The 14,347-nt window shown below is 62.8% G+C and carries 6 protein-coding genes, 2 tRNA genes, 1 rRNA gene and 1 other RNA gene; 9 read left to right on the top strand and 1 reads right to left on the bottom strand.

The features are described 5' to 3' along the window. The 5 genes from smc (at position 1) to AC0J42_RS22290 (ending at position 10,488) form a co-directional block, all read left to right on the top strand. Positions 1 to 3,489: a chromosome segregation protein SMC gene (gene smc / locus AC0J42_RS22310; protein ID WP_473003865.1), complete on the top strand. Its 3,489-nt coding sequence runs from the start codon at positions 1 to 3 to the stop codon at positions 3,487 to 3,489. Between the two features lie 205 nt (positions 3,490 to 3,694). After that, positions 3,695 to 4,594, top strand: a complete 900-nt coding sequence (gene zipA / locus AC0J42_RS22305) for a cell division protein ZipA (protein ID WP_416425902.1) — start codon at positions 3,695 to 3,697, stop codon at positions 4,592 to 4,594. Between the two features lie 120 nt (positions 4,595 to 4,714). Beyond that, positions 4,715 to 7,072: an NAD-dependent DNA ligase LigA gene (gene ligA / locus AC0J42_RS22300; RefSeq protein WP_473003864.1), complete on the top strand. Its 2,358-nt coding sequence runs from the start codon at positions 4,715 to 4,717 to the stop codon at positions 7,070 to 7,072. A 151-nt stretch (positions 7,073 to 7,223) separates the two neighbouring features. Continuing rightward, positions 7,224 to 9,287 (top strand): maltose alpha-D-glucosyltransferase, encoded by a 2,064-nt coding sequence (gene treS / locus AC0J42_RS22295; protein ID WP_473003861.1) that lies wholly within the window; start codon positions 7,224 to 7,226, stop codon positions 9,285 to 9,287. A 37-nt stretch (positions 9,288 to 9,324) separates the two neighbouring features. Then, on the top strand, positions 9,325 to 10,488 hold the full coding sequence (locus tag AC0J42_RS22290; protein ID WP_473003860.1) for a zinc-binding metallopeptidase family protein: 1,164 nt from the start codon (positions 9,325 to 9,327) through the stop codon (positions 10,486 to 10,488). Positions 10,489 to 10,579: 91 nt separating this feature from the next. Here AC0J42_RS22290 and AC0J42_RS22285 read toward each other — a convergent pair whose 3' ends face one another. Then, the gene (locus tag AC0J42_RS22285) at positions 10,580 to 11,026 is read right to left on the bottom strand and encodes an Hsp20 family protein (RefSeq protein ID WP_416425895.1); all 447 of its coding nucleotides are present in this window, start codon (positions 11,024 to 11,026) and stop codon (positions 10,580 to 10,582) included. A 269-nt stretch (positions 11,027 to 11,295) separates the two neighbouring features. Here AC0J42_RS22285 and ffs point away from each other — a divergent pair. The 4 genes from ffs (at position 11,296) to AC0J42_RS22265 (ending at position 14,189) form a co-directional block, all read left to right on the top strand. Beyond that, an RNA gene (gene ffs / locus AC0J42_RS22280) (signal recognition particle sRNA small type) lies at positions 11,296 to 11,392 on the top strand. Positions 11,393 to 12,405: 1,013 nt separating this feature from the next. Continuing rightward, a 16S ribosomal RNA gene (locus AC0J42_RS22275) occupies positions 12,406 to 13,942 on the top strand. An 84-nt stretch (positions 13,943 to 14,026) separates the two neighbouring features. Beyond that, positions 14,027 to 14,103, top strand: a tRNA-Ile gene (locus AC0J42_RS22270). A gap of 10 nt (positions 14,104 to 14,113) precedes the next feature. Further along, positions 14,114 to 14,189 (top strand) — tRNA-Ala (locus AC0J42_RS22265). Positions 14,190 to 14,347 lie beyond the last annotated feature (158 nt).

Genomic DNA, 14,347 nt, shown 5'->3' with positions numbered 1-14,347 from the left:
ATGCGCCTGAAGTGCATCCGGCTGGCGGGGTTCAAGTCCTTCGTCGACCCCACCACGGTCAACTTCCCCAGCAACATGGCGGCGGTGGTGGGGCCCAACGGGTGCGGCAAATCCAACATCATCGACGCCGTGCGCTGGGTGATGGGCGAAAGCTCGGCGAAGAACCTGCGCGGCGAGTCGATGACCGACGTCATCTTCAACGGCTCCACCAGCCGCAAGCCGGTGAGCCAGGCCAGCATCGAACTGGTGTTCGACAACAGCGACGGCACCTTGGTGGGCGAATACGCCGCCTACGCGGAGATTTCCATCCGCCGCAAGGTGACGCGCGACAGCCAGAACACCTACTTCCTCAACGGCACCAAGTGCCGCCGCAAGGACATTACCGACATCTTCCTGGGCACCGGCCTGGGCCCGCGCAGCTATTCCATCATCGAGCAGGGCATGATCAGCAAGCTGATCGAGGCCAAGCCCGAGGAGCTGCGCAACTTCATCGAGGAAGCCGCGGGCATCTCCAAGTACAAGGAGCGCCGCCGCGAGACCGAGAACCGCATCCGCCGCACCCACGAAAACCTGGAGCGCCTGACCGACCTGCGCGAAGAGCTGGAACGCCAGCTCGAACGCTTGCACCGCCAGGCCCAGGCCGCCGAGAAGTACCAGGAATACAAGGCCGAGGAGCGCCAGCTCAAGGCCCAGCTGTCGGCCTTGCGCTGGCAGGCACTGAATGAACAGGTGGCCCAGCGCGAAGCGGTCATCGGCACCCAGGAGGTCAGCTTCGAGGCCCTGGTGGCCGAGCAGCGCAACGCCGACGCGGCCATCGAGCGCCTGCGCGACGGCCATCACGACCTGTCCGAGCGTTTCAACCTGGTGCAGGGCCGCTTCTATTCCGTGGGCGGTGACATTGCCCGCGTCGAGCAGAACATCCAGCACGGCCAGCAGCGCCTGCGCCAGTTGCAGGATGACCTGAAGGAAGCCGAGCGTTCGCGCCAGGAAACCGAATCACACCTGGGTCACGATCGCACGTTGCTGGCCACCCTGGGCGAAGAGCTGGACATGCTCGCGCCCGAGCAGGAAATGACCAGCGCCGCCGCCGAAGAGGCCGCGGCTGCCCTGGAAGAGTCCGAGGCCACCATGCACGGCTGGCAGGAACAGTGGGACAGCTTCAACACCCGCTCCGCCGAGCCGCGCCGCCAGGCCGAGGTGCAGCAGTCGCGCATCCAGCAGTTGGACCAGTCCATGGAGCGCCTGGGCGATCGCCAGCGGCGCCTGGGCGAGGAGCGCGCGCAACTGGCTGCCGACCCTGAGGACGCCGCCATCCTGGAACTGGGCGAGCAACTGGCCGCCAGCGACATGCTCATCGAAGAGCTGCAGGCCAGCGAGGCCCAGCAGGTGGAGCGCCTGGAGCAGCTGCGCGAGCAACTGCAACAGGCCACCCGCGACCAGCAGCAGGCCCAGGGCGAGCTGCAACGCCTGAACGGTCGCCTGGCCTCCCTGGAAGCCTTGCAACAGGCCGCCCTGGACCCAGGCACCGGCACCGCCGAGTGGCTGCGCGACCAGCAGCTGGACCAGCGCCCGCGCCTGGCCGAAGGCCTGCGCGTGGAAGCCGGCTGGGAGCTGGCGGTGGAGACCGTGCTGGGCGCCGACCTGCAAGCGGTGCTGGTGGATGATTTCAACGGCCTGGCGCTGGGCAGCTTCGAGCAGGGCGAGCTGCGCCTGCTCAGCGCCGCGCCGGGCACGCCGGCCTTGCCCGGCAGCCTGCTGGACAAGGTCGACAGCCGCACCGATCTCAGCCCCTGGCTGGGCCAGGTCAAGCCAGTGGAAACCCTGGAGGCAGCGCTGGCCGCCCGCGCGCAGCTGCAGCCCGGGCAGAGCCTGATCAGCCGCGACGGCTACTGGGTAGGCCGGCACTTCCTGCGCGTCAGCCGTGCCAGCGATGCCCAGGGCAGCGTGCTGGCGCGCGGCCAGGAGCTGGAAAACCTGGGCCTGGAGCGCGACGAACGCGAAGCCGCCCTGGCCAGCCTGGAAGAGCGCCTGGAGCGTCTGCGCGAGCAGCAACTGCTGCAGGAAGAGGCCCGCGAGCAACTGCGCCGCCAGCTGGCCGACGAGGCCCGCCAGCAGGGCGAACTCAAGGCCCAGCTGTCCGCCGGCCGTGCCAAGGCCGAACAGCTGACCCTGCGCCGCCGTCGGCTCGACGAAGAGCTGGCGGAACTGGCCGAGCAGCGCGCGCTGGAAAGCGAGCAGTTGGGCGAGTCGCGCCTGCAACTGCAGGACGCCCTCGACGCCATGGCCCAGGACACCGAGCAGCGCGAGCTGCTGATGGCCCAGCGCGACAGCCTGCGCGAACGCCTCGACCAGGTGCGCCACGACGCTCGCCAGCACAAGGACCACGCCCACCAGCTGGCCGTGCGCCTGGGCTCCCTGCGCGCCCAGCACGACTCCACCCGCCAGGCCCTGGAGCGCCTGGAGCTGCAGGCCGAGCGCTTGACCGAGAAGCGCGAGCAGCTGTCGCTGAACCTGGAGGAGGGCGAGGCACCGCTGGAAGAGCTGCGCCTCAAGCTCGAAGAGCTGCTGGAACGGCGCATGGCCGTCGACGAGGAAATGCGCCAGGCGAAAATGGCCCTGGAAGACGCCGACAGCGAACTGCGCGACGCCGAGAAGCGCCGCACCCAGGCCGAGCAGCAGTCGCAGATGATCCGCGGCCAGCTGGAGCAGCACCGCATGGAATGGCAGGGCCTGAGCGTGAAGCGCGCCGCCCTGCAGGAACAATTGCACGAGGATGGCTACGACCTGCAAGGCGTGATCGCCACCCTCGACCCCCTGGCCAACGAAAAAGAGGCCGAGGACGAACTGGAGCGCATCAACGCGCGCATCCAGCGCCTGGGCGCCATCAACCTGGCGGCCATCGACGAGTACCAGCAGCAGTCCGAGCGCAAGCGCTACCTGGACGCCCAGAACGATGATCTGGTGGAGGCGCTGGACACCCTGGAAAACGTCATCCGCAAGATCGACAAGGAAACCCGCAACCGCTTCAAGGATACCTTTGATCAGATAAATGGCGGTTTGCAGGCCTTATTCCCAAAAGTTTTCGGTGGCGGCAGCGCTTACTTGGAACTGACAGGCGAAGATCTACTCGATACAGGGGTGACCATCATGGCGCGGCCCCCGGGCAAGAAGAACAGCACCATCCATTTGCTCTCTGGTGGGGAGAAAGCGCTGACGGCCCTGGCCCTGGTGTTCTCCATCTTCCAGTTGAACCCGGCGCCGTTTTGCATGCTCGACGAAGTTGACGCCCCGCTGGATGACGCTAACGTTGGACGCTATGCCCGCTTGGTGAAAGAAATGTCCCAAACGGTTCAATTTATCTACATCACCCACAACAAGATCGCCATGGAAATGGCCGACCAGTTGATGGGCGTGACCATGCACGAGCCCGGTTGCTCGCGCCTGGTGGCGGTGGACGTAGAGGAGGCGATGGCAATGGTCGACGCCTGAAAGCGAGCGAATTTGGACCGCTTGCACTTTAATGGCGTATCTGCTGCGACAGACGGTGTAAAGTTATCTTTGGTCGTGCTAGTTTATTGGACATATTTTCGTACGCGTGGGGAAAACGCCTGTCAGAACATAGAGTTGGCGCCACGTTTTAAAGGGGGTTCAAGCCCTTTATTTTTCAGCATTTTTCATAGAGGCACAGGATTAAATGGAAATCGGTCTGCGCGAGTGGCTGATCGTCATCGGCGTCATTGTCATCGCCGGTATTCTCTTCGATGGCTGGCGCCGCATGCGCGGCGGCAAGGGCAAATTGAAATTCAGGCTCGACCGCAGCTTCTCCAACCTGCCGGACGAAGAGCACAGCGCCGAAGTGCTGGGCCCGTCGCGGGTGCTGGAAGAGCAGCGCGAGCCGTCCCTGGACGAGCATGACCTGCCGTCCATGAGCGCCCCTGCGCGCGAGCCGGTGGCGCCCAAGCGCAACAAGAAACAGGAACGCGAGCGTGAACGTGAGCGCGAGCGCGCAGTGGCCGAATCGGCCCAGGGCGCCCTGCCACTGGAGCCCGAGCAGCCAGCGGCCTTCAGCGCCCGCGACCGCGAGGACGACTTCCCGGACGACAAGGCCCCGGCCTTCAACGCCGCGGGCGCTGCCCCGGTAGAACACCGCGACCAGCCCCAGGCCGAGGAAGTGTTGGTGATCAGCGTGATCTCCCGTTCCGAAGGCGGCTTCAAGGGCCCGGCGCTGCTGCAGAACATCCTTGAAAGCGGCCTGCGCTTCGGCGAAATGGACATCTTCCACCGCCACGAAAGCATGGCCGGCAACGGCGAAGTGCTGTTCTCCATGGCCAACGCCGTGAAGCCGGGCATCTTCGACCTGGACGACATCGACCACTTCAGCACCCGTGCCGTGAGCTTCTTCCTCGGCCTGCCAGGCCCGCGTCATCCCAAGCAGGCCTTCGACGTGATGGTGGCCGCGGCCCGCAAGCTGGCCCACGAACTGGACGGCGAACTGAAGGACGACCAGCGCAGCGTGCTGACCGCCCAGACCATCGAACACTACCGCCAGCGTATTGTCGAATTCGAACGCCGGGCGCTGACCCAGAAGCGTTGAGATCGTTGGCCCTGCCCCTGTAGGAGCCGACCTTGGTCGCGATGGGGTTTCACAACACCATCGCCGAACACCTGAAGAGCAGCCCCGGCTGCTCTTTTGCTTTACACGAGAACACACAAGATGACCGCCGCCAACACCCGGATCCTCGAACTGCGCGCCGAACTGGACCTGCACAACTACCGCTACCACGTGCTCGACGAGCCGAGCATTCCGGACGCCGAATACGACCGGCTGTTCCGCGAACTCAAGGCGCTGGAAGCCGAGCATCCGGAGTTGGTGACCGCCGACTCACCCACCCAGCGCGTGGGCAACGCGGCGCTGACCGCGTTCAGCCAGGTGCGCCACGAGATCCCCATGCTCAGCCTGGGCAACGCCTTCGAAGAAACCGACATGCGCGAGTTCGACCGCCGGGTGACCGAGGGTTTGGACCTGCCGGTCGGTGACCTGTTCGGCGGCGGCGCGGCGGTGCAATACAGCTGCGAGCCCAAGCTCGACGGCCTGGCCGTGAGCCTGCTGTACCAGGATGGCCTGCTGGTGCGCGGCGCCACCCGTGGCGACGGCACCACCGGCGAGGACATCAGCGTCAACGTGCGCACCATCCGCAACGTGCCGCTCAAGCTGCACGGCGAGGGCTGGCCGGTCACCCTGGAGGTGCGCGGCGAAGTGTTCATGTCCAAGGCCGGTTTCGAACGCCTTAACGAAGCGCAGATGGAGGCGGGCGGCAAGACCTTCGCCAACCCGCGCAACGCCGCCGCCGGCAGCCTGCGCCAGCTGGACTCGAAGATCACCGCCAGCCGCCCGCTGGAATTCTGCTGTTACGGCCTGGGCCAGGTGTCCGAGAACATCGCCGACACCCACATCGGCAACCTCGAACAGCTGAAAGCCTGGGGCATGCCCATCAGCCGCGAGCTGAAACTGGCCAACGGCATCGACGAGTGCCTGGCCTACTACCGCGACATCGGCGAGCGCCGCAACGCGCTCACCTACGAAATCGACGGCGTGGTGTTCAAGGTCAACAGCCTGGCCAGCCAGCGCGAACTGGGCTTCCGCGCCCGCGAGCCGCGCTGGGCCATCGCCCACAAGTTCCCGGCCATGGAGGAACTGACTGAGCTGCTGGACGTGGAATTCCAGGTGGGGCGTACCGGGGCGGTGACACCGGTGGCGCGTTTGAAGCCGGTGAAGGTCGCTGGTGTGACCGTCGCCAACGCGACCCTGCACAACATGGACGAAGTAGCGCGCCTGGGCCTGATGATCGGCGACACTGTGATCATCCGCCGCGCCGGCGACGTGATCCCGCAGGTCATGCAGGTGGTCACCGAGCGCCGCCCGGCCGACGCCCGCCCCGTGCACATCCCCGAGACCTGCCCGGTGTGCGGCTCCCACGTGGAGCGCACGCAACTGGTAAAACGCAGCAAGGGCAAGGAAACCGTCAGCGAAGGCGCCGTGTACCGCTGCGTCGGCCGCCTGGCCTGTGGCGCACAGCTGAAGCAGGCGATCATCCACTTCGTTTCGCGCCGGGCCATGGACATCGACGGCCTGGGCGAGAAAAGCGTCGAGCAGTTGGTAGACGAGGGCCTGGTGGGCTCGCCAGCCGACCTCTACACCTTGGGCTTCGAGCAGATCGTCGACCTGGAAGGCTTCGCCGAAGTGTCGAGCAACAAGCTGCTGGAGGCCATCGCCGCCAGCAAGCGCCCGACCCTGGCGCGCTTCATCTTCGCCTTGGGCATTCCCGACGTAGGCGAGGAGACCGCCAAGGTGCTCGCGCGTTCGCTGGGTTCGCTGGAGCGCATCATGGTGGCGCTGCCCCAGGTGCTTACCTATCTGCCCGATGTGGGCCTGGAAGTGGCGTACGAGATTCACAGCTTCTTCGAGGACCCGCACAACCGCACGGTCATCGGCCAACTGCTGGAACGCGGCCTGGAGCCCCAGGACCAGGGTGACGTGCACGCCGAATTTGCCGCCAGCACCACCCTGGCCGGGCTCATCGCCAAGCTGGATATCAGCTCGGTCGGCCCCACCGGCGCCGAGAAACTGGTGAGCAAGCTGGGCAGCCTCGACAAGATCATTGCCGCCGACGGCATCGACCTGCGCCAGGCCCTGGCGGCCAAGCAGGCGGACGCGGTGCGCGAGTACTTCCTGGTGCCTGAAAACGCCCAGCGTGCCCTGGCCGTGGAGCAACAGCTGCAAGCCTTCGGCATGCACTGGGGCAGCGAGAAAAAAGTCATCGAAGGCCTGCCCCTCACCGGCCAGACCTGGGTGTTGACCGGCAGCCTGGAGCGCATGAGCCGCGACGTGGGCAAGGAGAAACTGGAAAGCCTGGGCGCCAAGGTGGCCGGCTCGGTGTCGGCCAAGACCCACTGCGTGGTGGCGGGCCCTGGTGCCGGCTCCAAGCTGACCAAGGCCAACGAGCTGGGCGTAAAGGTGCTCGACGAAGACGCCTTCGTCGCCTTCCTGGAAGGCCACGGCATCACCGCCTGATCATACGATTTCTGTGGGAGCTGGCTTGCCAGCGAGCTTTTCAGGGCCTCAAAAGCTCGCTGGCAAGCCAGCTCCCACAGGGTTACCAATTTATGCAACGATCCCACCGTGGCGCACTCATAAGGAAATGCCAAAACAGCGGGGGTCACCCATGTCACAGCCGGACCAGGACACCATTCAATGGCTCGTGGACCAGTCCATGCTCCACGCCGCCAAGCAACGCGCCCTTCATTACGCAGGTCAAGCCCGCCTGTGGCAACGGCCCTTCGCCGAAGCCCGGCCGCGGGACGCCTCGGCCATCGCCTCGGTGTGGTTCACCGCCTACCCCGCGTCCATCGTCACCCGTGAGGGCGGCTCGGTGTTGCAGGCCCTGGGCGATGAGACCCTGTGGCACGCGCTGTCGGAAATCGGCATCCAGGGCATCCACAACGGCCCGCTGAAACTCTCCGGTGGCCTGCGCGGCCGCGAACGCACCCCCAGCGTCGACGGCAACTTCGACCGCATGAGCTTCGACATCGACCCGGCCTTGGGCACCGAGGCGGAAATGCTCGGCCTGAGCCGCATCGCCGCCGCCCACAACGCCATCGTCATCGACGACGCCATTCCCTCGCACACCGGCAAGGGCGCCGACTTCCGCCTGGCCGAGCGCGCCTACGCCGACTACCCCGGCCTGTACCACATGGTCGAAATCAAGGAAGAGGACTGGCCGCTGCTGCCCGACGTCGAGCCGGGCCGCGACGCACGCAACCTGCCGCCCGAAACCGTCGACTTGCTCAAGGCCAGGCACTACATTGTCGGCCAGTTGCAGCGGGTGATCTTCTTCGAGCCAGGGGTGAAGGAGACCGACTGGAGCGTGACCCCGGTCATCGTCGGTGTCGACGGCAAGGCGCGGCGCTGGGTGTACCTGCACTACTTCAAGGAAGGCCAGCCGTCGCTGAACTGGCTGGACCCCACCTTCGCCGCGCAGCAGATGATCATCGGCGACGCCCTGCATTCCATCGACGTGATGGGCGCACGCATCCTGCGCCTGGACGCCAACGGTTTCCTCGGCGTGGAGCGCCGCGCCGAGGGCAACGCCTGGTCCGAGAGCCACCCGCTGTCGGTGAACGGCAACCAACTGCTGGCCGGCACCATCCGCAAGGCCGGCGGCTTCAGCTTCCAGGAGCTGAACCTGACCATCGATGACATCGCCACCATGTCCAAGGGCGGCGCCGACCTGTCCTACGACTTCATCACCCGCCCGGCCTACCAGCACGCGCTGCTGACCGGCAACACTGAATTCCTGCGGCTGATGCTGCGCCAGGTGCACCACTTCGGCATCGACCCGGCCTCGCTGATCCATGCGCTGCAGAACCATGACGAGCTGACGCTCGAATTGGTTCACTTCTGGACCCTGCACGCTCACGACACCTACCTGTACCAGGGCCAGACCTTCCCGGGCAATATCCTCCGCGAGCACATCCGCGAGGAGATGTATGAGCGCCTGGCGGGCGAGCACGCGCCGTATAACCTGAAGTTCGTCACCAATGGGGTGTCCTGCACCACGGCCAGCATCATCACCGCCGCCCTGGGCATCCGCGACCTGGCGGCCATCACCGCCGACGACGTGCAGAAGATCAAGCACATCCACCTGCTGCTGGTGATGTACAACGCCATGCAGCCGGGGGTGTTCGCCCTGTCGGGCTGGGACCTGGTGGGGGCCTTGCCGCTGCCGGCCGAGCAGGTCGCGCACCTGATGCAGGACGGCGACACCCGCTGGATTCACCGCGGCGCCTACGACCTGGTGGACCTGGACCCCAGCGCCGAACTGTCCGCCGGCGGCATGCCGCGGCCGCAGACCCTGTATGGCAGTATCACCAGCCAACTGCAGCAGGCCGACTCCTTCGCCAGCCAGCTGAAGAAAATCCTCGCCGTGCGCCGCGCCTACGACATTGCCGCCAGCCGCCAGATCCTTATCCCGGACGTGCAACACCCGGGCCTGCTGGTGCTGGTGCACGAACTGCCGGCGGGGAAGGGCACGCAGATCACCGCGCTCAACTTCAGCGCCGACAGCCTGGTGGAAACCCTGCACCTGCCGGGCATCGCCCCCGGCCCGGTGGTGGACATCATCAACGAGCGGGTGGAAGGCGACCTCACCGACAGCGGCGAATTCACCATCACCCTCGACCCCTACGAAGGCCTGGCGCTGCGGGTGGTCAGCAGTACCCCGCTGTAGCGTCTACGCTGCCCCCCGTCATCCCCGGAGAACGTGCATGTACCGCCTTTTCGAGCAATTGAGCACCCGCATCGCCGCGCCCTTCGTGGGGCAGGACAACCGCCACAGCAAGGTCTGGCACTGCCAGTGCGGCCAGTCGATCTTCTTCCGCAACAGCCAGTGCCTGGCCTGCTCGGCAGCGCTGGGCTACTGGCCGGAGCTGAACCTGCTGTCATCGCTGCAGGCCGGCCCGCAGGCAGGCACCTGGCAGTTGGACGCCGACCTCGACGCCGGCCAGTTCCGCCGCTGCGCCAACCTCGACACCCCGGCTGCCTGCAATTGGCTGGTGCGCGCCGACAGCCCCGAGACCTTCTGCGTGTCGTGCGCGCTGAACCGCACCATCCCCGACCTGTCCGTGGCGGAAAACCCCGAGCGCTGGCGCAAGGTGGAAACCGCCAAGCGGCGCATGGTCTCGCAACTGATCAACCTGGGCCTGGACGTGGTGCCCAAGGTGGTGGACGACGACACCGGCCTGGCCTTCGATTTCATCGGCATCGACCTGGAAGGCAACGCGCCCATGACCGGCCACGCCAACGGCCTGATCACCCTGGATATAAAGGAAGCCGACGACGCCCACCGGGAAAAGGTGCGGGTGATGATGCGCGAACCCTACCGCACCCTGCTGGGCCACTTCCGCCACGAAGTGGGCCACTACTATTGGGACCGGCTGGTGGCGGGCAGCCACTGGCTGGGGGAATTCCGCAACCTGTTCGGCGACGACAGCCAAAGCTACGCCGACGCCCTGCAACGCCACTACGAACAAGGCGCGCCGCTGGACTGGCAACAACGCTACGTCAGCGCCTACGCCACCATGCACCCGTGGGAAGACTGGGCCGAAACCTGGGCCCACTACCTGCACATGATGGACGCCGTGGACACCGCCCTGGGCTTCGGCATGAGTGCCCGCGACATGGACCTGGATTACCAGCCGTTCCCGCTGGACACCCTGTACGATCCCCAGCACGCCAGCGGTCCTGCGTTCCTGGCCTTCGTCAACACCTGGATCGAACTGGCCGGCATGCTCAATGAGCTGTCGCGCAGCATGGGCCAGCCGGACTTCTATCCCTTCGTGCTGCCGCAGGCGGTCATCGCCAAGCTGCACTTCGTGCACCTGGTGATCCAGGAGGCGGGGGGCAGGGCGGATGCGGTATTACAGGTGTAAACGCGAACCGCGTAGCAGCTGCCGCAGGCTGCGTCCGCCAACCCCGCAAAAAAAAGGGCGCCCCAGGGCGCCCTTCTTCATCACATCGCGCTTACTGCAGCGCAGCCTGCCCAACCCCATTGATCGGGATGCGCTTGGCCTTGGCTTCTTCAGGCACCACCCGCAGCAGGTCGATATTGAGCAGCCCATTGGCCAGCCCGGCAGCCTTCACCTCTATATGGTCGGCCAACCGGAACGACAGCTTGAACGCCCGCTGGGCAATACCCTGGTGCAGATAGGTCACGGCCTCGCCGTTGCCTTCGCGCTTGCCGCCACTGACGGTCAACACGCCTTTCTCTACCTGCAACTCCAGGTCCGACTCCTGGAAGCCTGCGGCAGCGACCACGATGCGGTATTGATCATCGCCATGTTTCTCGACGTTGTAGGGCGGGTAGCTGCTACCCGGCTCGTTACGCGCCGCCGACTCGAACAGATCGTTGAAACGGTCGAAGCCCACGGAATGGCGGAACAGTGGGGCGAGGGAAAATGCGGTAGTCATGGTCAATCTCCTGAACAATCAGCAAGGTTTGATACGCGACCCGACTTCGGCATCGCGTACTGAACAGATAGGGCTGGCGGATTGGATTTCAAGAAATGGGATGAAAATTTTTTGGCCCCGTTGCGGTGCCGTCGCCAACAGGCGTTGAGGGGGTAAACCCAAGTGTTTGAACCTCTTACGAATTTTTCCTGCAATCAAAGGTTGTATCTTCGCCCAAGACCGGTACAATGGCCCCGCTCGCTGCCAGGCGAGTGTTGTTATGGTGACCCCATCGGTCCCCCCGCAACGATTACCCGTTAACCTGGTCAGGCCCGGAAGGGAGCAGCCACAGCGGGAACATTGTGTGCCGGGGTGTGGCTGGTGGGGTTGCCTCCATTCTCTGCTTTACCTCTCCTTTATATGATGTCTCGCTCGTTCACCGTCTGGTGATCTAGAGCGCGATTCAGCGTGTCCGTTCTATTCTCGACGTCAATCTCGGAAATCGTCTCAGGTGTGTGGCAGGGCGGCTGGCATGTAATCGCATCAGGGCCACCATGCGTTCGTCGTTGCTTATATAGTGCCCTTTGGATCGAGCGCCGTCCGCACGGCGCGACCCGGTCTCCGGCCGGTGCTACATACGAGCCAATCCCGCCATTGCCATCGTGATGCCCGTCTCGTTTGCCCGATCCCGATCTACGTGGGTGCCACCAGGCGGCCCCGGGAGATGCCACTGACATAATTGGCCCGAAACAAACGGGTAGCACCGGCGGGGCGGCCGTCCGCCGTTAGGCCGGGTCGCGCCGCGCGGGCGGCGCTCGATGCCATGAGGCTTAAACCTCCCCCGACATACGCCTGGTGGCCGTAACGCGGTCGCCCGCGGGGAAGCTTTTGATCTATATGGCATTTATGTGAAATTAACCCTTGACCTCCCCCCGGATCTCTCTATAATTCGCCCCACTTCCGGCGCAACCGAAACGGAAAACTTCTTGAAATTCAATGAGTTAACCGAAGTAGGCGATTCTGGAAGGTTTCGATATCAACGTCGAAAGCGGTGAAAAAGGCAGTTGACAGCAACGCAAGTTGCTGTAGAATTCGCCTCCCGCTAACGAGAGATCGAAGCGAGCCAAGTGGTTGAAGTTGTTAGAGATTCTCTGAAAAACTTCAAAATAAACGCTTGACAGGCTCTGAGGAAAGCGTAGAATGCGCGCCTCGGTTGAGACGAAAGAATCAACCAACCGCTCTTTAACAATTGAATCAAGCAATTCGTGTGGGTGCTTGTGACTCAGACTGATAGTCAAAAAGATTATCAGCATCATAAGTTGCTCCACGAGAAATCATGGTTTAACCAACGATTGCTGAGCCAAGTTTATAGGGTTTTCTCAAAACCCGATTGCAGTATTGAACTGAAGAGTTTGATCATGGCTCAGATTGAACGCTGGCGGCAGGCCTAACACATGCAAGTCGAGCGGATGAGAAGAGCTTGCTCTTCGATTCAGCGGCGGACGGGTGAGTAATGCCTAGGAATCTGCCTGGTAGTGGGGGACAACGTTTCGAAAGGAACGCTAATACCGCATACGTCCTACGGGAGAAAGCAGGGGACCTTCGGGCCTTGCGCTATCAGATGAGCCTAGGTCGGATTAGCTAGTTGGTGAGGTAATGGCTCACCAAGGCGACGATCCGTAACTGGTCTGAGAGGATGATCAGTCACACTGGAACTGAGACACGGTCCAGACTCCTACGGGAGGCAGCAGTGGGGAATATTGGACAATGGGCGAAAGCCTGATCCAGCCATGCCGCGTGTGTGAAGAAGGTCTTCGGATTGTAAAGCACTTTAAGGTGGGAGGAAGGGCAGTAAGCTAATACCTTGCTGTTTTGACGTTACCGCCAGAATAAGCACCGGCTAACTCTGTGCCAGCAGCCGCGGTAATACAGAGGGTGCAAGCGTTAATCGGAATTACTGGGCGTAAAGCGCGCGTAGGTGGTTTGTTAAGTTGGATGTGAAATCCCCGGGCTCAACCTGGGAACTGCATCCAAAACTGGCAAGCTAGAGTATGGTAGAGGGTAGTGGAATTTCCTGTGTAGCGGTGAAATGCGTAGATATAGGAAGGAACACCAGTGGCGAAGGCGACTACCTGGACTGATACTGACACTGAGGTGCGAAAGCGTGGGGAGCAAACAGGATTAGATACCCTGGTAGTCCACGCCGTAAACGATGTCAACTAGCCGTTGGGGACCTTGAGTCTTTAGTGGCGCAGCTAACGCATTAAGTTGACCGCCTGGGGAGTACGGCCGCAAGGTTAAAACTCAAATGAATTGACGGGGGCCCGCACAAGCGGTGGAGCATGTGGTTTAATTCGAAGCAACGCGAAGAACCTTACCAGGCCTTGACATCCAATGAACTTTCCAGAGATGGATTGGTGCCTTCGGGAACATTGAGACAGGTGCTGCATGGCTGTCGTCAGCTCGTGTCGTGAGATGTTGGGTTAAGTCCCGTAACGAGCGCAACCCTTGTCCTTAGTTACCAGCACGTTATGGTGGGCACTCTAAGGAGACTGCCGGTGACAAACCGGAGGAAGGTGGGGATGACGTCAAGTCATCATGGCCCTTACGGCCTGGGCTACACACGTGCTACAATGGTCGGTACAGAGGGTTGCCAAGCCGCGAGGTGGAGCTAATCTCACAAAACCGATCGTAGTCCGGATCGCAGTCTGCAACTCGACTGCGTGAAGTCGGAATCGCTAGTAATCGCGAATCAGAATGTCGCGGTGAATACGTTCCCGGGCCTTGTACACACCGCCCGTCACACCATGGGAGTGGGTTGCACCAGAAGTAGCTAGTCTAACCTTCGGGGGGACGGTTACCACGGTGTGATTCATGACTGGGGTGAAGTCGTAACAAGGTAGCCGTAGGGGAACCTGCGGCTGGATCACCTCCTTAATCGACGACATCAGCTGTATCATGAGCTCCCACACGAATTGCTTGATTCATTGAAGAAGACGATATCGGTAACAGCTCTTAACTGGGTCTGTAGCTCAGTTGGTTAGAGCGCACCCCTGATAAGGGTGAGGTCGGCAGTTCGAATCTGCCCAGACCCACCAGTTTCTTGTTGGGGCCATAGCTCAGCTGGGAGAGCGCCTGCCTTGCACGCAGGAGGTCAGCGGTTCGATCCCGCTTGGCTCCACCACCTACCGACAAAGATTAGAAATGAGCATTCGCATCGAATGTTGATTTCTGAACTTTATCAGAATCGTTCTTTAAAAATTTGGGTATGTGATAGAAAGATAGACTGAACGTTACTTTCACTGGTAACGGATCAGGCTAAGGTAAAATTTGTGACTGCTC

This window comes from Pseudomonas sp. Tav-5-1A (assembly GCF_055755055.1).
Note: the sequence above shows the minus strand (reverse complement) of the source record. Positions and strands in the feature narration are given on the sequence as shown.

What these genes read in the sequence shown, in the direction of transcription:
- smc (WP_473003865.1), top strand. Translation starts at nt 1, where the DNA reads ATGCGCCTGAAGTGCATCCGGCTGGCGGGGTTCAAGTCCTTCGTCGAC.
- zipA (WP_416425902.1), top strand. Translation starts at nt 3,695, where the DNA reads ATGGAAATCGGTCTGCGCGAGTGGCTGATCGTCATCGGCGTCATTGTC.
- ligA (WP_473003864.1), top strand. Translation starts at nt 4,715, where the DNA reads ATGACCGCCGCCAACACCCGGATCCTCGAACTGCGCGCCGAACTGGAC.
- treS (WP_473003861.1), top strand. Translation starts at nt 7,224, where the DNA reads ATGTCACAGCCGGACCAGGACACCATTCAATGGCTCGTGGACCAGTCC.
- AC0J42_RS22290 (WP_473003860.1), top strand. Translation starts at nt 9,325, where the DNA reads ATGTACCGCCTTTTCGAGCAATTGAGCACCCGCATCGCCGCGCCCTTC.
- AC0J42_RS22285 (WP_416425895.1), bottom strand. Translation starts at nt 11,026, where the DNA reads ATGACTACCGCATTTTCCCTCGCCCCACTGTTCCGCCATTCCGTGGGC.